General features: G+C 45.6%; 18 protein-coding genes. All 18 read left to right on the top strand.

Annotated features, from left to right (window positions below; all coding sequences use genetic code 11):
* Positions 1-51: 51 nt before the first annotated feature.
* The 18 genes from HMPREF0240_RS09020 (at position 52) to HMPREF0240_RS09105 (ending at position 19,638) form a co-directional block, all read left to right on the top strand.
* Complete coding sequence (locus HMPREF0240_RS09020) at positions 52-411, top strand: hypothetical protein (RefSeq protein WP_050794523.1); 360 nt, start codon at positions 52-54, stop codon at positions 409-411.
* Positions 411-743 carry a hypothetical protein gene (locus tag HMPREF0240_RS09025; protein ID WP_035312826.1) on the top strand — a complete coding sequence of 111 codons (333 nt, stop codon included), beginning with the start codon at positions 411-413 and terminating at the stop codon, positions 741-743. The genes HMPREF0240_RS09020 and HMPREF0240_RS09025 overlap by 1 nt, the downstream gene beginning before the upstream one ends.
* A gap of 511 nt (positions 744-1,254) precedes the next feature.
* Positions 1,255-2,331: a zinc-binding dehydrogenase gene (locus tag HMPREF0240_RS09030; protein ID WP_009003129.1), complete on the top strand. Its 1,077-nt coding sequence runs from the start codon at positions 1,255-1,257 to the stop codon at positions 2,329-2,331.
* Positions 2,332-2,378: 47 nt separating this feature from the next.
* Positions 2,379-3,056, top strand: a complete 678-nt coding sequence (locus tag HMPREF0240_RS09035) for a ribulose-phosphate 3-epimerase (RefSeq protein ID WP_009003130.1) — start codon at positions 2,379-2,381, stop codon at positions 3,054-3,056.
* Between the two features lie 35 nt (positions 3,057-3,091).
* Complete coding sequence (locus tag HMPREF0240_RS09040) at positions 3,092-4,468, top strand: MFS transporter (protein ID WP_009003131.1); 1,377 nt, start codon at positions 3,092-3,094, stop codon at positions 4,466-4,468.
* A gap of 57 nt (positions 4,469-4,525) precedes the next feature.
* Positions 4,526-5,581 (top strand): NAD(P)-dependent alcohol dehydrogenase, encoded by a 1,056-nt coding sequence (locus tag HMPREF0240_RS09045; RefSeq protein ID WP_009003132.1) that lies wholly within the window; start codon positions 4,526-4,528, stop codon positions 5,579-5,581.
* 120 nt (positions 5,582-5,701) lie between these two features.
* On the top strand, positions 5,702-6,538 hold the full coding sequence (locus HMPREF0240_RS09050) for a ketose-bisphosphate aldolase (protein ID WP_009003133.1): 837 nt from the start codon (positions 5,702-5,704) through the stop codon (positions 6,536-6,538).
* 3 nt (positions 6,539-6,541) lie between these two features.
* Positions 6,542-7,513, top strand: coding sequence for a sugar kinase (locus HMPREF0240_RS09055; RefSeq protein WP_035312828.1), 972 nt, complete (start codon positions 6,542-6,544; stop codon positions 7,511-7,513).
* Between the two features lie 45 nt (positions 7,514-7,558).
* Positions 7,559-8,539 carry an aldo/keto reductase gene (locus HMPREF0240_RS09060; RefSeq protein WP_009003135.1) on the top strand — a complete coding sequence of 327 codons (981 nt, stop codon included), beginning with the start codon at positions 7,559-7,561 and terminating at the stop codon, positions 8,537-8,539.
* Positions 8,540-8,659: 120 nt separating this feature from the next.
* Positions 8,660-9,517 (top strand): DeoR/GlpR family DNA-binding transcription regulator, encoded by an 858-nt coding sequence (locus HMPREF0240_RS09065; protein ID WP_035312829.1) that lies wholly within the window; start codon positions 8,660-8,662, stop codon positions 9,515-9,517.
* A 587-nt stretch (positions 9,518-10,104) separates the two neighbouring features.
* Positions 10,105-11,466 (top strand): dicarboxylate/amino acid:cation symporter, encoded by a 1,362-nt coding sequence (locus HMPREF0240_RS09070; RefSeq protein WP_035312944.1) that lies wholly within the window; start codon positions 10,105-10,107, stop codon positions 11,464-11,466.
* A 266-nt stretch (positions 11,467-11,732) separates the two neighbouring features.
* Positions 11,733-13,904 (top strand): hybrid sensor histidine kinase/response regulator, encoded by a 2,172-nt coding sequence (locus HMPREF0240_RS09075; protein WP_009003139.1) that lies wholly within the window; start codon positions 11,733-11,735, stop codon positions 13,902-13,904.
* Between the two features lie 211 nt (positions 13,905-14,115).
* Positions 14,116-15,501, top strand: coding sequence for an MATE family efflux transporter (locus HMPREF0240_RS09080; protein ID WP_035312831.1), 1,386 nt, complete (start codon positions 14,116-14,118; stop codon positions 15,499-15,501).
* Positions 15,502-15,557: 56 nt separating this feature from the next.
* On the top strand, positions 15,558-16,733 hold the full coding sequence (locus tag HMPREF0240_RS09085) for an MFS transporter (RefSeq protein ID WP_347462577.1): 1,176 nt from the start codon (positions 15,558-15,560) through the stop codon (positions 16,731-16,733).
* Positions 16,726-17,316, top strand: coding sequence for a TetR/AcrR family transcriptional regulator (locus HMPREF0240_RS09090; protein ID WP_009003142.1), 591 nt, complete (start codon positions 16,726-16,728; stop codon positions 17,314-17,316). Before HMPREF0240_RS09085 ends, HMPREF0240_RS09090 begins: the two co-directional genes overlap by 8 nt.
* Positions 17,317-17,405: 89 nt before the next feature.
* A complete protein-coding gene (locus tag HMPREF0240_RS09095) occupies positions 17,406-18,251 on the top strand; it encodes an ABC transporter ATP-binding protein (RefSeq protein WP_009003143.1) in 846 nt (281 codons plus the stop codon).
* Positions 18,248-18,928: a hypothetical protein gene (locus HMPREF0240_RS09100; RefSeq protein WP_009003144.1), complete on the top strand. Its 681-nt coding sequence runs from the start codon at positions 18,248-18,250 to the stop codon at positions 18,926-18,928. Before HMPREF0240_RS09095 ends, HMPREF0240_RS09100 begins: the two co-directional genes overlap by 4 nt.
* Positions 18,925-19,638: a hypothetical protein gene (locus tag HMPREF0240_RS09105; RefSeq protein WP_035312833.1), complete on the top strand. Its 714-nt coding sequence runs from the start codon at positions 18,925-18,927 to the stop codon at positions 19,636-19,638. Before HMPREF0240_RS09100 ends, HMPREF0240_RS09105 begins: the two co-directional genes overlap by 4 nt.
* Positions 19,639-19,849: the final 211 nt, after the last annotated feature.

A 19,849-nucleotide genomic window follows, 5' to 3' on the forward strand; every position in this document is an offset into this window, starting at 1 on the left:
TATATTACGCATATAATATCTCAGAAACATTCAAGAAAGGAAATTATGATTATGTCAGAATATTTGAAATATAGTGAAAATGGCGCAATAGATGTGAACGAAGTAGAGGAAACCTGTCCGGCAACGGGATTTCAGAGAGTGGGAGTTTGTGTACCTGTAACGGTAACACCGTTTGCCCATACAGGGGCTACCATTACAAAATGCTGTGGAGATCCAATCGTTGTTGCTGGCGACACCCCATGTGCAGGCAGAAAAAATGGTGTATGTACGTTTACAATCAGCCAGGTGATTTGTGTTGAAGTCCCCGTTGTATTTGGCGCAACGGCTGTGGTTGGCGATACTTTTACAGACTGCCTTGGAGCTTCGGCAGAAGATATCTGCAGGAATTGTAAAGAGGAGACAGAGAGGTAATGGCTCAGAATTATAATCGTTCTCCTTTGCCCGAGGGCTGTGAGGAAGATGGTCAGCAATCACTGGATGAGTGCACCAGAAATGTATGTCAGTATGCCGAAATCTGTGTTTCGGTAGAAATTAAGCCACGTACAGTAATTGGAAGAATTCAGGCAGAATGTTGTGGTGAACCAGAGATATGCTGTAAAGATTACGCGTGTTGCAACAATCGGGGATGCAATGGGCACGAGCTTATCGTGACACAAAAGGTGCAGCTTCGGATTCCGATCCGGTATGAAGCAGATGTCTGCAATGGAGCGGAAAAAGTAGTTTGTAAAGATACCCGTCCTTAAAAGAGTTGTATAAAGAGGAACGAATCCGTTTATTCGTCTCATTTTGAGATTGTTTAACGTTTCGTTCCTTTGTTTTTGTGACAGAGGGGTCTGACCCCTTTGAAGACTCCTTTGAAAAGACACATTTAAGTTTATAATGAAAGGTCATTTTCCGAGAGGAGTAAAATATCACGGAAGAATGATCTTTCTGTTTTCTGGTTAAGTCTCGGGGTATGCTATATGCTTTCATAAAGCACAGATATAGTATAAAAAAGTAAAGAAATAATCTTTGAAACACAGAAATATGTGAAAAACGACAAGAATACAAAGCGAAAAACGGGCATTTTTAATTTGAAACAGAAGATTAATCTGTATAAAATGCCGAAATGATCTTTAAAACACAGAAAATGATTGACTAAAACAAAGAACGGGTGTAGAATTTAGTTAAATCAAAAGAAACAACGTTTCCGGCCGGAGACAGATTTTGCAAAGCAGCAATAAAATATAGTGTGAATGAAAAAGGAGAAAAAGTATGAAAGCGTTAGCTAGGTATGGTAAAGAGTTTGGTGGATATCGGATGATAGACGTTCCGGAACCGTCATGCGGACCGGAGGACATCATTATTAAGATTAAGGCGGCAGCAATCTGTGGTGCAGACATGAAGCACTACAAAGTGGACAACGGATCCGATGAATTCAATTCCATCCGCGGACATGAGTTCGCAGGCGAGATCGTTAAAGTCGGAGAGTTGGTTAAGGACTGGAAAGTTGGACAGCGGGTTGTATCTGACAACAGTGCTCATGTATGCGGTGTCTGCCCTGCATGCGAACAGGGAGATTTCCTTTGCTGCGAGAGCAAAGTTAACCTCGGACTGGACAACAATACCTGGGGCGGCGGCTTTTCTAAATACTGCAAGGTTCCGGGTGAGATCCTGAGAATACATAAACATGCCCTCTGGGAGATCCCGGAAAATGTGAAATATGAAGAAGCAGCAGTTCTCGATCCAATCTGCAACTCCTATAAAGCAATCGCACAGCAGGCCCATCTGCTTCCAGGACAGGATGTGGTTGTATTCGGAACCGGACCGCTTGGATTATTCGCAGTACAGGTTGCAAGAATCATGGGGGCTGTCAACATCGTGATGGTCGGCCTGGAAGAAGACACAAAGGTTCGATTTGCCGTTGCAAAAGAACTGGGTGCCACCCATGTTGTGAATGGATCCAGAGAAGATGTTGTAAAGAGATGTACTGAGATCTGCGGAAGAGATAATCTGGGACTGGTTGTAGAGTGCTCAGGAGCCAATATTGCGCTGAAACAGGCGATCGAGATGCTTCGCCCGAACGGCGAGGTTGTCCGCGTAGGTATGGGGTTCAAGCCGCTTGAGTTCTCCATTAATGACATCACATCCTGGAACAAGAGCATTATCGGACACATGGCTTATGATTCCACTTCATGGAGAAATGCGCTCCGCCTTCTGGAATCAGGACAGATTAAAGTGCAGCCGATGATCACCCACAGGATCGGACTTTCACAGTGGGAAGAAGGATTTGAGGCTATGGCAAATAAAGAGGCAATCAAAGTCATTTTCCACTATGACTATGAAGACTAAAAGAAAATATTAAATCACCTAAATTGAAAATAAGAGAGCGAGAGAATATGGAAAAGAAATTGTTGCTTGCCCCATCTATGGGATGCTGTGATTTATATGATTTTGAACACCAGGTGCGCTATATCGATGAAAAAGCAGATTTTCTGCATATTGATATAAAAGACGGAAATTATGTAAAGTCATTTGGTGTGGGACCGGATTTTATGACTGTTTTGGCAAAAGTAGTTCAGACGCCCATGGATGCACACTTAATGGTAAAACATCCGCAGGATTACATCGAAGCGTGCGCCCAGGCCGGGGCTGCATATATCACCCCGCATACGGACTGTATTGAAAGCGATGCGTTTGTCACAATCAATAAGATTTTGTCTCTGGGCTGCAAAGCGGGGATCGCAATGAATCCGGCAGCACCATTGGAGGCAATCAGGCATTACCTGCCGCTGCTCTCAAAAGTTACGATTATGATTGTAGATGCTGGATATGCAGGGCAGAAAGTGATTGTCCAGATGTACGATAAAATCAGGACGCTTGTGAAGTGGAGAGCGGAGATGGGGCTTGACTTTCTGATCGAAGCAGACGGCTCCATGAATGCAGATGTATACGGGCCATTGTATGAGGCTGGAGCGGACGTCGTAGTCTTAGGGCCTCCGGCGCTCTGGAACAAGGATACAGATATAGAAAAAGCCTGGGAGATCATGGAAAAAGAAGTAGAAAGCGCTCTTTAAATATCAAAAGAATGAGAAAGAGAAAGGAAAACATTATGAATTCTAATACAAAGAATGTGAATATCGGTGCAAGACTGGATCGTCTTCCGAATTCAGGATGGCATATAAAAATGTGGCTGGTATCTGCTTTTGCACTTTTGGTTTGCTGGTCAAATGGTATCGGAGGAGCAGTCCAGAATATTCTGCTGAATGAGATACACTGGCTGGAGCCTGGAACAAAGCTTCTGGCAATGTGGGGAACCGTTTATACGGCAGGACAGTTGTTTGGCGCTTTGGTCGGAGGACCAATCGGCGATAAGATCGGCCGTAAAAAGAGTATCCTCCTCTATGAAATTATACATATTATCGCAATGGTGGGCGGTGCAATATCACCAAATATCTATGTACTTTATGTTTTCAGACTGGTTCAGGGATTCGGGCTCGGCGCACTTCTGGTTGTACTGTTCGCCGGATTTACCGAATATGTTCCTGGCAGAAACCGCGGCGTATGGTCAAGCCGTAACTCATTTATCGGTAACTGGGCACATCCAATCTGCAACGGTATTGCATTCTTAATTGTATCAACAGGCGTCAGCTATATGATGAACTGGAGAATTCAGTTCATGATCCCGTCTGTACTTTCAATCATCGCAGCTATCCTGATAGCAAAAAAATATCCGGAATCACCGAGATGGCTGGAATCTCAGGGCAGACTAGAGGAAGCCGATGAGATCATGACAAAGATTGAAAAAGAAATCGAGGCATCTACAGGCCAGAAACTGCCTCCTGTAACAGAAGAGTCAAAGCAGGTAAAACAGCTTCCGTATTCAGCACTGTTTAAAGGAAAGCTTTTAAAAAGAACAATTGTCGGCTCTCTTGTTCTGATCGGTATGAATACGATCCAGTATACATTGATGACCTGGATGCCGTCCCTTTTGAGATCCTTGGGTTATGACACATCACAGTCACAGTTTATGACGATGTTCGGACTGTTCGGCGCACCATTTGGAATCTTTATTGCATCTCTGATCATGGATAAGATTCCGAGACGTGTAATGGGAGTGATCCTGCTGGCAGCCATGGCGGTTATGGGAATTATCACAGGACAGCAGACAACAATGACAGCACTGATTGTTACAACATTCTTCCTGAATACATTTATTTACATGTATGTATGTTATGCATCCGCGGTATATGTCCCGGAAATGTGGCCGACTTCAGCGAAAATGTCCGGCTCCGGATTCTGCAATGCAATGGGCCGTGTAAGTAATATTTTCTTCCCGTTCCTTGTAACATACATTGCGGGCTCTATCGGAAGTGCGGGAGTGTTTGTACTGATTTCTATCGTTGCTGCGATCATCGCGGTATGTATCTTCATCTTTGGCGTAGAGACAAGAGGTGAATCTGTTGAGGACATTGGAAACGTAGAATAACAAAAAGGGGTCAGACCCCTCTGCATCGAATAGCGTATCAGAAAGGAAGTTTAGATTATGAAAAATTCGGAAGCAATCTTAGTAACCCCGAAACACTTTGAGATTCAGGAGTGCCCGGTTCCTGAACCGAAAGACCATGAGATTCTCATGAAGGTTGAATATGTCGGTATGTGTGGATCTGATATCCATGGATTTGAGTGTGGTCCGTTTATCCCTCCGAAAGATCCGAACCAGAAGATCGGTCTTGGGCATGAAGTTGCCGGTGAAGTTGTGGGAATCGGTACAAAGGTAACCAAGTTTAAAATTGGTGATAAAGTACTGATCGAACCTGGTGTACCGGATGATACATGCGAATACTGCCGTACAGGCCGCTATAATATCTGCCCCGGCGTTGATTTTATGGCAACGCAGCCTAATTATAAGGGTGCCCTTACGCAGTATATGACCCATCCAGAGGAATGGACCTATCACATTCCAGTAGGCATGAGCACTATGGAAGGTGCACTGGTTGAACCGGCAGCAGTTGGAATGCACGCAGCAATTCTCGGCGGCGCAAAGCCTGGTATGAGCATTGTAATCCTGGGCGGCGGTACGATCGGACTGATGACACTGCAGGCCTGCAAGAGCCTTGGTGCAACGGATATCACGGTGGTAGATGTTATTGAAAAGCGCCTGGAACTTGCAATGAAACTGGGCGCTAAGAGAGTGATAAACGGAAAAGAGCAGGATACGGTTGCTGTACTCAGGTCACCTGATCTCTACGGGGATCATGGCGCAGATCTTGTGTTTGAAGCAGCGGGGGCTGTATTTACTGCACAGCAGGCTGTTCAGATTGTGGGACGCGGCGGAAAAATCATGATGGTAGGGACACAGTCCAAGCCGGTGCCGGTTGATTTTCTGAAGATCAACCGTGAGGTTACCATTCAGACTGCATTCCGTTACTGCAATAACTTTCCGCAGACAATTGATGCGATTGCGTCTGGAAAGTTTAACGTAAAAGACATGGTTACAAACATCTATGATTACAAAGATGTTCAGCAGGCATTCGAGGAAGCAATTGATCCGGTAAAGAAAACAGAGATGGTAAAAGGCGTAGTTAAAGTATCCGATTAATCAAAATAATAACCTGTCCGCGGGGGATCAAACCCTGCGGGAGGATACGCAGTAAGCGGCAGGCACGATAACAGAACCGATCCTGCCTGCGCATATAGGAAGAAAAGAGAGGAATTAAAGATGTTAGCAGATATCAGATATTGGGAAAACAAAGCAAAAGAAGGAAAATATGCAATTCCACATTTCAATGTATGGAATGCAGAAATGCTGATGGGTGTTATTGATGCAGCAGAAGAATCTAAAGCTCCGGTCATCATTTCTTTTGGAACCGGATTTGTAGGAAATACATCGTTTGAGGATTTCTGTCACATGATGGTTTCTATGGCAAAGAAGGCAGCTGTTCCGGTAATTACACACTGGGATCACGGACGCAGCATGGAAATCGTGCAGAACGCATACAACCATGGCATGAATTCCGTCATGAGAGATGCTTCCGCTTATGATTTCGAAGAGAACATCCGTCTGACAAAAGAAGTGGTAGATTATTTCCATCCGCTGGGAATCCCGGTTGAGGCAGAGCTGGGACATGTGGGAAATGAAACTGTATATGAGGAAGCACTGGCAAGTTACCAGTACACAGATCCGTCCCAGGCAGCAGAATTCGTAGAGCGCACAGGATGTGATTCCCTTGCAGTTGCAATCGGTAACCAACACGGTGTCTATACATCAGAGCCGCAGCTGAACTTCGAAGTGGTAGAGAAGGTAAGAGATGCTGTATCTGTACCGCTGGTATTACACGGAGCTTCCGGAATCGGCGATGAAGACATTAAGAAGGCGATCTCTCTTGGAATCGCAAAAATCAACATCCACACAGAACTGTGCCAGGCAGCGATGACTGCAATTGCAGCAAATGTTGACAAACCGTTCCTGGAAGTGGAGAGAGCTGTAAGAGCAGCAGTAAAACAGCGTGCACTTGAGAAGATCTATCTGTTTGGAGACGACGGAAAGGCGGAATAAAACGTGGAAAAGAAACTGGATGCAATCTGCGTGGGTGCGGCGGTTGTTGATATCCCGCTGCGGCCGGTGTGCAGAGATATGTTTGAAATTGAGTCATACCCGCTGGAACAGATTTCCATGACGATCGGAGGGGATGCAATTAATGAAGCGACAGTCATGTCCCGGCTCGGACATAAGATCGGGCTGATGAGCATGGTCGGCAAAGATGCAGTGGGAAACTTTATTCGAGAGCATTGCCAGAAGAATGGAATCGACGATTCGGGAATCTGTGTGAAAGAAGGGATTGACACTTCCATCAATGTGGGACTTGTGACAGAGGACGGAGAGCGTACATTTGTTACAAACCGGAATGGAAGCCTGTGGAAAATGACGATTGATGATGTGGATCTGTCCAGGCTTTCTGAGGCAAGACTGCTTTCACTCGCCAGTATTTTTAACAATCCGCTCCTTGACTGCAAGGCGCTCGTAAAGATTTTCCAGGAAGCAAAGAAGCACAACATGGTTATCTGTGCAGATATGATCAAGGCACGACTGGGTGAGACTCTGGAGGACATCCGGGAAGCACTGGGCTATGTGGATTATTTCTTCCCGAATTACGAGGAAGCGTGCATGATGACCGGGGAGACAGAATTGGATAAGGTTGCGGATACTTTCCTGGGCTGCGGAATCGGGCATGTTGTGATTAAGACCGGAAAAAAGGGATGCTATATCAAAAGTCAGGACGGCAGTGTCCTGGAAGTCCCGGCAATGCAGGGAATCACGGCAATTGACACGATTGGCGCAGGCGATAATTTTGCATCTGGCTTTATTACAGCCATTCTCGAAGGGAAAAGCCTGAAAGAGTGTGCAGAGTTTGCTAATGTGACGGCTTCCATCAGCGTACAGAGTATCGGTGCTACAACCGGTGTGAAAAACAGGACACAGGTGGATGAGCGTCTGGAAGAGTACCACAGACAGCAGGAGAGCAGAGAATAGCAAACGGGAATAACGAAAAGAAATTCAGAAAGATTGGTGAAAATTATGAAATATATGGAGTTAGGAAAATCAGGCGTACAGATTTCTAAAATGGGTCTTGGAACATGGGCGATCGGCGGCGGCCCGGCATGGAACGGAGATCTGGACGAGCGTGACTGTATTGACACAATCATAAAAGCAGTAGATCTGGGAATTAACCTGATCGATACTGCACCGGGATACAATTTTGGAAACAGTGAAGTAATTGTCGGTAAAGCATTAAAAGAAGTAGACCGTGAGAAGGTATGCCTTGTGTCAAAATGCGGAATCGTATGGACAAGGGAGGGCGCCCTCTTCAACAAGGTGGGTGACATCCAGCTGTACAAAAATCTGTCACCGGAATCCATCCGTGAGGAGATCGAAGAGAGCCTGAAAAGACTGCAGACAGACTACATTGACGTATATATGACACACTGGCAGGCAGTAGAGCCTTACTTTACCCCGATTTCTGAGACAATGGAAGTGCTCAATGAATTAAAAGCAGAAGGAAAGATTAAGGCGATCGGCGCTGCAAACGTAACAAAAGAGCATATTGCAGAGTATGTAAAATACGGTGAACTGGACATCGTCCAGGGAAAATACAGTGTACTTGACCGTGCTGTTGAGGATGATCTGGTACCGATCTGCAAGGAAAACAAGGTGACACTGCAGGCATATTCTCCGCTTGAACAGGGGCTGCTCACAGGAACACTTCCAAGAGACTATGTCCCAACAGGAGCACGTGCAAACAAGAAATGGTTCCAGCCTGGAAACATGCAGAGGGCAATGGACATGATGGACGAGTGGAAACCTTTCTGCGATAAATATAATTGCAACATTCCAACGCTGGCGCTTGCGTGGATCATGAATCAGGGGCCGCACATCAATCTGCTGAGCGGTGCAACAACAGCAGAGCAGATCGAGGTGAATGCACAGGCAGCGGACATTCAGATATCTGCTTCCGACCTGCTCAGGATGCGGGCAATGGCAGAGGCAATCGATCAATAGGAGAGTCCTCTTCTTTTCAAAGATGGTAAGACAGTGCCGGTGTGCAGACGTTTTTAAAGTTCACTGTATGCCGTTGCTGCACATTTCAAAGAAAAGATTTGTGATTCAAAGGAGGAAAAAATGCTTTCAAAGGAAAAAACTCTTGCACAAACCAAAGTGACAGGTATATTATTAAAGAAAACAGACACTGAAAAAAGGATGGGGAAGAGGAAAGAAAGCATGTCAAGTAAAGAGAGACTGATGGTCATCAGGCAAAGTGTTCAGAATATGAAGAAAGTATCTGTCGCGGAACTGAGTAAGCAGTGTTCCGTTACGGAAGAGACGATCCGGCGTGATCTGGATAAGCTGGAAGCTGATGGTGTTGTTACAAGGATTCATGGTGGGGCAATCTGGAATGCGGATGTTCAGAAGGAAGGGATTCATTTTTACAAAAGAATGTCCAGACAGCTGAAAGAAAAACAGAATATTGCCAGAAAGACAGCGGAACTGCTGGAAGGAAAGAACACCATTATTGCGGATTCCAGTACAACGGTCATGGAAGCTCTGAAACTGATGCAGGATAATCCGGATGTAACAATTGTGACGAATTCTACGGAAGTGTTCCGGGAATTCCAGCAGTCTGCGGTTAATGTTATTTCTGTGGGCGGTGAATTTAATAAAAAGACGCTGTCACTGCAGGGTCAGCTGGCAAAGAGCAATATGGCCAAATACCATGTCAGTGTTGCACTGATCAGCTGTAAAAGCCTGGATATCGAAAAAGGCGTCCAGGATTCTAACGAGAGCGAGGCGGAGATTAAGAAAATCATGCTCGAACAGGCGGACGAAGTGGCTCTTCTCGCGGATCATTCCAAGTTTGACCAGACGGCGTTTGTATGTCTGATTGACCTGAAGAGTGTAAACTATATTATCACCGACAGAGAGCCCAGTGAAACCTGGATCCATTACTGTCAGGAGAACGGGATAGAGCTTATTTATTAATATATTGTTCTGCGGCTTGCCGCAGAGCCGCCCGAAGGGCATGTGTTACGGGGTGCCCTTTGGGTTAGATATGATTCAGACAAAAAGCTGCCAGAAATGGCAGTTTTTTATCTTATATGAAAGTTCGCCTATAAGATAAAAAAGCCCTCCGGGCGGGATGCGCATTGCGGCGTACGAGGTAGATGTCGCGATGCGACCGCCGCAGGCGCGAGTTTCGCAAGCAAAACTCTGCTTTATATTCTTTGAAAGATACAAAATATATTTGAAACACAGAAATATGGAGCAATAACCAAAAAAATGCATAAAAAACCAAAGATAAACTTGTGGAAAACAACTGAAAATTTTTGAAACACAGAAAATATGTTGACATTTTTATTAATGAAATGTAAAATGAGGATAGTTCAAATACAGGGCAGGTAAAAGCCCAAATGCGGCGAAAACCCGTTAAATCGGGTATTTCCTCCGGACATTCAAATAAAAAAACTGATGGGATGAGCCGTTGAGAAACATACTGGCGAGTTGGAAAACAAAGAATGGGGAAAGTGAAGCAAAGCAATAACAGAAAAAGAAAGAGGTTGGTGGAGCTTATGGGTAAGAGAAGGAAAAAGATGTCGATTATCAGACGAATGATGTTTGCGGTACTGTTCGGTTTCTGTGCCGGATTTTTATGTCTGCTGTTGCGGGAATTCCTGCTGGGGAACGGGAGTGATGAAGTCTGGAATGTGATAAATGCGATCTTCTTCCAGGACATAACGGCAACAGATGGAATTGAAGGAATCGGACTCTTCTACATCATCAGCCAGCTGTTTATGAGAGGGCTTCAGATGTCGATTGTACCCCTCGTTATCACCTCCCTGACCCTTGCTCTCTGCAGCCTTGCAGATCCGGAGCGCCTGGGAAAGATTGCAGGAAAGACATTTATTACATATATCTGTTTTTATGCAACAGCAGCAGCTCTGGCGGGGGCGGCAGCATATTTTGTTAAGAGCATGGGATGGTTTGACGTAAAGCTTCCGGGAGCTATGGTAACAGATGCAGTTACAATGGAAGGGTATAATCCTCTGGTAACGATTGTAAATGCGGTTCCGTCCAATATATTTTCCGTATTCTCTTCAAATAACTCTATCCTGTCGGTGGTTGTAGTCGCAATTATTATGGGACTGTGTATGACTGCCATGGGTAAAAAGGCAGATCCGCTGAAAAAGGTACTTGAAAATTTAAACGAGATCGTACAGAAATTTCTGGACTTTCTGATTGACGAAGCAGGACCGATCGCAATCTTCTGCATGATTACCAGGACACTTGCAGTTTATGGGATAGAATACATCGGGCCGACCCTGGTCTGGATCGTAACAACAATCATCGTGAGCCTGGTGCTGGTAGTGACCATTTACCCTCTCGGAATTATGCTGACAACGCGGATGAATCCGATTCCTTTCATGAAGAAGACATTTAAAGTCGGTTTGTTCGCAGCAGCAACCAATTCATCCGCAGCAACATTACCGCTGAATACAAGAACCTGTGTGGATGAGCTGGGATGTACGGAAGAAATCAGCAGTTTTGTTCTACCAACAGGAATGACGGTCAACATGAACGGGACAACCGCAATGCACATGATTGCAGTGACATTCATTGCGACGGCGGCAGGAATTGATATTAAACCTTCTACCCTGATCATTGCAGCATTCCTCTCTATCTGTACGGCAATGGGAACACCGGCAATCCCGGTGGCCGGTACCACAATGGTGTATGTGGTCATGACCGGACTTGGGCTCAACAGTGACCTGTGTATGATCGGATATTCTCTTGTGCTGGCGATGAACTATCTGCCGGGCATGGCGGTTATTACATTGAATGTAATCGGAGATGCGGCGACAAATCTGATTATAAATTTCAAGGAAGGCGTGCTGAATAAAGAGACATATTATAAGAAGATGAACAAAGAATAAAGAAGCCGTTGATTGATTTTTTATGAGTGCAAATTGATTAGACAGTATAAAACAATATAAGTAAAGGATTCGCAGGCCGGAAAACACTTCGCAGTAGTTTCCCGGTCTGTGTTTGCATTCTCCTAAATACCGTGTCAATAATTGCACATGATAATATAGATTCAATAAGTATTGTTTTTATCAAACACATTAGATATAATATGAATTAGGTGTGATTGGTAATCTTATCTGAAGCAGGCAGATTACCTCAGTTAAGGAGGATAATTATGAAACATCAGATAAAGGAAGAATCAGTAGAATATAGAGGCGAAGCCCCCTTATGCGGTGGTCTTTCCGGTAATGTTCAGAAGAACGGCAGGAATGTATCATATAAGAAGGAACAGAGTTGGGAAAAACAGGCTGAATACTTTAAGTGGATGTTGGATGAATATGGAGGGAATGCATATATTTCAGATATGGAGAATTATGATCTTCTGTATGTGAATCAGACTTCCTGCGAGACACTGGGGCTCCCTCGTGAAAAATTGATAGGATGCAAATGTTACGAGGCCATACAGGGAAGAACATCCCCCTGTCCTTTTTGTACAAATGACTGTCTGACGGAAGACGAATTCTATGAATGGGAATACTATAATCAGTTTCTGAGGCACAGATATTTTTTGAAAGACCGTATTATTGAATGGGAAGGAAAAAAGGTACGGCTTGAGCTTTCCCACGATAATTTGAGTTCGGAGTACAAACTGGAGAAAAAGGATCGGGAACGTGAAGCCATCCTACGAACAATTCCAGGCGGTTTTGCACGTGTGGATGCGCGGGATATGAGGACTGTCCTCTGGTATGGAGGCGGATTTTTAAAGATGATCGGATATACCAGGGATGAGTTCGAAAATATTTTGCACTCCAAGTGTACTTATGTACATCCGGACGATATAGAGCGTGCCGCAAAAGTCATGGAGATTTCCAGGGAGACGGGAGAGGATACTGCTGTTGAAGGGCGTATCATCACCCGTGACGGGACTGTAAAAATACTGACGATGACATATAGTTATGTGAGTGCGGAGAACAGCTGGGACGGCATTGAGTCTTTTTACAGCGTGGGTATTGACGTAACGAAAGAGCGTGAAGAGCAGGAGCGGCAGAGTAAGGCACTGGAAGAAGCATATCAGACAGCGAGGGTGGCAAATTCAGCGAAGACAAATTTCCTTTCCTCCATGTCCCATGATATCCGGACCCCCATGAATGCAATAATGGGAATGACGACGATCGCGAAGGCAAATTTAGATTCGAAAGAAAAAGTATGCAGCTGTCTGGATAAAATAGATACCTCAAGCCAGCATCTGCTCAATCTGATCAACGAAGTTCTGGACATGTCAAAAATAGAAAGCGGTAAGATCGATCTGACATTGGAGGAGGTTAATCTGCATGAACTGCTTAAAAGTGTTTCAGAGATATGCCGTCCATTAATTTCTCAGAAACACCAGGAGTTTAGGTCGAGTATTGCACAGGTGCGCCATAAAGAGGTCATTGCAGATGGAGAACGTTTGAAGCAGGTTATGCTGAATCTCCTTTCAAACGCCATAAAGTATACCCCTGAGGGCGGTAGAATAAGTTTGAGAATTAATGAACTGTACTCGCCGAACCCCAAAAAGAGCCAGTATGAGTTTAGCTGTATTGATACCGGTATCGGAATATCTGAGGATTTCAGGCCATATGTTTTTGAACCATTCTGGAGAGCTGAGGATCCGAGGATCAGCAAAAGCCAGGGGACCGGGCTTGGTATGGCTATTACGGAAAATATTGTCCGAATGATGAACGGAACGATTCGAGTGGAAAGTAAGACGGGGGCAGGAAGTAAATTTACCGCATCCATTCCTCTTGATTTTTGCAGAACGGGTATTGCTTCTGAGAACAGGATCGGAGAAAGCAGGGACAGCGGGAACGAACCTTCCTGTCCGTCAGAAGCAGCTGAGAATGGTCAGAACTCAGGCCGGGCTGACGCAGGGCCTGCCCTGGAATCAGCGTTTGGGATAAATCGGAAGTCCGCAGTTGCAGGAAAAAGAATTCTGCTGGCAGAGGACAATGACATCAATCGGGAGATAGCCGAAGAGCTGCTGAAAATGGAGGATGTGAACGTCGACGCCGTGGAAAATGGGAGACAGGCTCTGGAGGCATTTGCGGCATCAAAAGAGGGGGAATATGATGCGATTCTGATGGACATTCAGATGCCGGTGATGAATGGCTACGATGCAGCTGCCGCTATCCGTGCACTGGATCGGGAAGATGCCGGCACGATTCCCATCATCGCATTGACTGCAAACGCCTTTACCGCAGATGTTGCAAAAGCACGCGAATTGGGTATGAATGACCATGTTGCCAAGCCGATTGATATAAACCGTCTGTACATAGTTCTGCAAAAGTGGACAGGAAATATAAAATAAAAAATATGAAAAAACAATGCCGTACCGGGTTCAAAATCTTCATGATTTTGGACACAGTGCGGTTTTTTGCAGACCGTAATAAAAATTGTTAAATCAGTTACCAAAACCGCCCCTTTTTGGTATAATCTGCTGGTAATAGCAGCAGAAATCTTATATACTATAGTTGTTTGATTTATATAGAATTACAGAGGATGAAGAGAGAAGGTTATTTATGTTAACAAACATGAAAAAATTATTTGCCCCGGTGGATATGACGCAGGGAAGTCCGGGGAAACGAATTGTTGCTTTTACAATTCCCATGTTAATCGGAAATATCGCACAGCAGCTGTACAATACAGTGGACAGTATTATCGTTGGCAGATTTGTGGGGGACAATGCACTTGCCGCTGTCGGCAGCGCCGGACCTATCCTGAATCTGCTGCTTGTATTGTTTGTCGGTATTTCAGTAGGAGTAGGAATTATGGTGTCCCAGTATTTTGGGGCAAAGCAGAGAATGGAATTATCGAAGACAATTGGCTGCTGTATTACACTCACGATTGTTACAACGATTCTGGTGATGGCGGTCACTCCGCTGGTCACAATGCCGCTGCTGCGGCTTTTGAATACGCCGGACACAATTATCGGCTGGTGCAATTCTTACCTGATGATTCTCTTTATGGGAATCATCGGATGTGCCTTTTATAATATACTGGGCGGTATTTTAAGAGGGCTTGGGGATTCCATCTCCGCCCTGGTTTATTTGCTGATAGCAACGGTACTGAATATTATTCTGGATTACATATTTGTTGCCTATTTCAATTTGGGCGTGGCGGGCGTTGCACTGGCAACGGTAATTGCACAGATGGTATCTGCGCTTTTGTCACTGCGGAAATTATGCAGGATGAAAGAAGTATTTGATATGAAGAAAGAATACCTCCTGCCGGAGAAGAAGTATATGTGGGATCTGATACGTCTGGGCCTGCCATCCGGAGTAACCCAGGCTATCTTTTCCTTTTCAATGATTATTGTGCAGTCTCTGACCAATAGTTTTGGGGAAATGTTTATTGCAGCGAACGTAATAGTAATGCGCGTAGACGGATTTGCCATGATGCCCGCCTTCTCCTTTGGGACTGCGATGACTACATATTCCGGTCAGAATGTCGGGGCGCGCCGTATGGACCGTGTAGTAAAAGGCGCGAAGCAGGGAACTGCCATAGCGGTGGGGACTTCCACTGCGATTACGATCCTGATTCTTTTATTCGGCAGGTATCTGATGGCGATCTTTACCTCTACACCTGAACTGGTAGAATTAAGCTTTTCCATGATGAAGATTCTGGCTGTGGGCTATATTGCCATGGAGGTCACCCAGTGTCTGTCGGGTGTCATGAGAGGGGCCGGGGATACCGTGACGCCAATGTGGATTTCCATGGTGACGACGGTTGTGATCCGTGTTCCGCTGGCATACGGGGTCGCGTGGATGACGAAGTCCGATTCCATGCCAAATGGAAACAGCGCCTGTATTTTTATATCACTGCTGATCTCATGGGTGCTGGGAGCATGTATTACATCTCTCTGCTATCGTGCCGGGCGGTGGAAGAAAAAAGCAATTGCAGAATAGAAAGGATAGATACCAGGAGATACGGCGTACGTATCCTGCTTGAATATATGGAGATGATGAAAAATTATAAAAAGACAATTTATGCCTGTTATACAGGGTACATTACACAGGCAATCGTTAATAATCTGGGCCCGCTGCTGTTTTTGACTTTTCAGAATCAGTTCCAGATATCCGTGGAAAGGATCGGGTTTCTGATTACTTTAAACTTTGGTGTGCAGCTGGTAGTGGATCTGCTGGCGGCAAAATATGTGGACCGCATTGGATACCGTATCTGTATTGTAGCCGCTCATATTATGGCAGCGGCCGGCCTTGTGGGAATGGGGATATTCCCTTTTGTCATGCCGGATCCTTATCTGGGGCTGGCGGCAGCAATCGTGCTAAATGGGATCGGTGGCGGGCTGATTGAAGTTCTGATCAGTCCCATCGTGGAGGCGGCACCTTCGGGTGAGAAAGAAAAAGCAATGAGCCTGCTGCATTCCTTTTACTGCTTTGGGCAGGTTGGGGTAGTGATACTCTCAACCCTTGGGTTTAAAATCTTTGGGATGGAGAACTGGAATTATCTTCCTGTGATCTGGGCTGTGGTTCCATTTGTGAATATATTTGTTTTTACAAAGGTGCCGATCCGTACCCTGGTAGAGGAAGAGGAGAGACTGCCGGTCAGAAAGTTATTTTCTATGAAAATGTTCTGGGTTTTTGTCCTGATGATGCTTTGTGCAGGCGCATCCGAGCAGGCTATGTCCCAGTGGGCTTCCTATTTTGCGGAAAGCAGCCTGCAGGTATCGAAAACGATGGGGGACCTGCTCGGACCTTGTGCGTTCGCTGCTTTGATGGGGGCATCCCGCGTGTTCTATGGAAAATGCGGAGATCGAATTCCATTGGAGAAGTTTATTCTTGGCAGCAGTATTCTGTGTATCATCAGTTATCTGGTTGCGGTCTTTATGCCGGTGCCGATTCTGAGCCTGCTGGGCTGCGCAATGTGCGGCCTGTCGGTAGGGATCATGTGGCCGGGGACGTTCAGCATAGCGGCAAGAGAGTGCAGCCGGGGCGGAACAGCTATGTTTGCATTCTTTGCGCTGGCAGGAGATGCAGGGTGCATGGCAGGACCCGGGCTGACGGGGGTCGTGGCTGAACAGATTCCAAAATGGGGGCTGAAGGCGGGACTGCTCTTTGCTATGGTATTTCCGATTGCGATGGTTTGTATTCTTTTGGGGAGGAGGGGCGGAGGTGCCTAAGTGTTATTCGGAACGGGAGAGGGCTTATATTCGGCAGCGGCTGAAGGAAGAGGCCGGGAAGTGTATTGCTCAATATGGGATTCGGCGGACTACGGTTGATGAGATTGTGAAGCGGGTGAAGATTCCGAAGGGGACTTTTTATCTTTTTTATCAGTCTAAGGAGCTTTTGCTTTTTGAGGCTATTCTGGAGCAGCATGATTTGATTGAACGGAAGCTGTATGAATCTGTCAGTGGGATTGATCTTTCTGCTGTTACGGCAGATCAGCTGACGGATATTATATTCGGTTTTTTTAAGATGTCTGCGGAGATGCCTGTCCTGAAGGTTCTGAATTCGGATGAGATTGAACTGCTGGCACGGAAACTTCCTCAAGAGGTTTTGGAACAGCATTTGGGGGACGATAATGCCATGACGGAAAAGGTGCTTTCACTTTTGCCTGTAAAGCCGGGAGTTGATTTTCAGGTATTTACGGCGGCATTCCGTTCGTTGTATTTTTCTACGCTTCACAGAGAGGAAATCGGGGAAGAGAATTACGATGAGGCACTGAGGCTTTTGATTTATGGATTGGTAACACAGTTAATATAAGCAGTCCGGCGGTAAAATGCCGGGCTATCAAAAAGGCTTTATTTGACTGATAATATCAAATTAGTCAAATGGATGAAAAGGAGGCAGTTATGATTACTGTTCAAAATCTTTCTTTTAGTTATAGTAAAAACCCATTTATCAGCAATATGAATTTTTCGGTTGGGAAAGGAGAAATTTTTGGCTTTTTAGGACCGTCCGGTGCGGGTAAAAGTACTCTGCAGAAAATTCTGATCGGGATGCTTCCAGCCTATGAGGGTTCAGCCGTGGTGAACGGGACAGAATGCAGGGGGCGGGCAAACCGGTTTTACGAGGACATTGGCGTTGACTTTGAATTTTCAACGATGTATGAAAAACTGACCGCAAGGGAAAACCTGCAATTCTTTTCTTCACTTTACGATAAGAGGCCGAGGCCGGCTGAGGAACTGTTACATATGGTAGGCCTGGAAAATGATGCAGATAAGCGGGTGGGAGATTATTCGAAAGGAATGAAAGCCCGGCTCAATTTTATTAAGGCACTGCTGCATGACCCTTCCCTGCTCTGCCTTGACGAGCCGACCAGCGGGCTGGATCCAACGAACAGCCGTATTATGAAGGATATGATATTAGCAGAAAAGGCAAGGGGAAAAACCATTCTTCTGACTACCCACAATATGCAGGATGCCACCGAACTCTGCGACAGGGTTGCTTTTATTGTGAACGGAAAAATCTGCGCGCTTGACAGCCCGCACAATCTGATCATGTCCAGGGGCGCAGCGAAAGTATCCTACTCATGGCTGGATCACGGTGAACACACAGCAAGCTGTGCGCTTGACAGCCTTTCACGCGATGAAAAACTAAAGAGCCTGATCGCTGAAAATAAGCTGCAGTCTATCCACAGCAGTGAACCTACGCTTAATGATATTTTCATGGATATTACAGGGAGGACGCTGCTATGAGACTAAAAAGCCTGATCTTATGGGATATGAAGTTCCAGGTAAAATACGGATTTTATCTGTTGTATGGAATTCTGACGCTCCTTTATCTGTTGGTGTTATCCGCAATCCCGGAGACCTGGCGTGAAAATATAGCCGCAATTCTTATTTTTTCGGATCCCGCGGCAATGGGCCTGTTTTTCATGGGTGCGATTGTTCTGCTGGAAAAGAGCCAGAAGATTCCCTGCGCCTTTGCAGTATCACCCGTGAATGCAGGCGAATATATCGCCGGAAAAGTTATCTCCTTGTGCGTGATTGCACTCGTTGTCGCAGCTGTACTGGCCTTGGCAGCAGGAGCGGGGTGCTTGCCGTACACCCTGTTTGGAACAGCGGTATCCGGAGTGATCTTCACGTTGCTTGGGATGATCATAGCAACAAAGATTACGAGCCTGAATCAATTCATTTTATGGACCGTACCAATAGAGATAGTGGGATTTGTACCCGCAATCTTACATTTATTCAACATAACCCCTGCTGTATTACGCTATTATCCCATCAATACATGCATGGATATGGTAGCAGGCCGAAAAGTTACAGCTCTGCAGCTATTCCTTACAGCCCTGCTGCTGGCAGGCCTGTTAATGCACGCCCGTAAATGCGTCCTGAAAATGTGGCAGAGTGCCGGAGGTATAAAATTATGAAAGCAATTCGTCTAAGCTTTATCAACATGCTGTTATTTGTTCGCCGCGACATGATGCTTCTTGCCGCCTGTATTACACCCTTTCTGGCAGGTATCTTCTTCCGGTTTGCAGTACCGTTCCTCGAAAAAATACTGATAAACTGGAGCGGCACACGAGAGGTTCTCGGGCCATACTACGGATTAATTGACTTATTTTACTGCGTACTCACCCCCGTAATGTTCTGTTTTATAGCAGCAATGATCATACTGGAAGAACATGACGACCACATTGAAAGCTACCTGTGCATCACAACCTTAGGGCGAAACGGCTACCTCATCTCCCGCATCGTCATCCCGGCCGCTGCCGCATACATCATAACCACCATACTGCTGCCAGTTTTCAGCCTCACAAACCTCTCCATAACAGAATTCATCCTCCTTCCCGCAACAGGAACGCTGCAGGCAATCATCACAGCACTGCTCATCGTAACCCTGTCAACCAACAAACTGGAAGGAATGGCCGTAACCAAAATATCAACCATAACCATCCTGGGAGCCCTGATCCCCTACTTCATCCCAGGCAAAATACAATACGCCCTGTCCTTCCTCCCATCCTTCTGGTCCGGAAAAGCAATGCAGTCCCAAAAGCCAGCATACCTCCCAATCTCCATCCTTCTGGCACTTATATGGATATACCCGTTACTAAAGAAATTCTCAAAAAAAATATCATAGAACATACAATAATGACACGTTCATCCAAAACAAATCCGCCGCTCCCACACAATCCCCCGAAATAAACACCCAACACTTCCGCCTTGATGCACCCAGCGACGTGAAAGGTGAGCCGGAGGGGCTGTGCATGCCATTTCAAAATCCATAGAGAGCGCCTTAGAATCCGTTGGGGAAAAAACAGGGAATATGAAGGGCAGAATTTGCCTTCCCA

Origin of the sequence: Clostridium sp. D5 (assembly GCF_000190355.1) — a bacterium.
Classification (GTDB): domain Bacteria; phylum Bacillota; class Clostridia; order Lachnospirales; family Lachnospiraceae; genus Faecalicatena; species Faecalicatena fissicatena_A.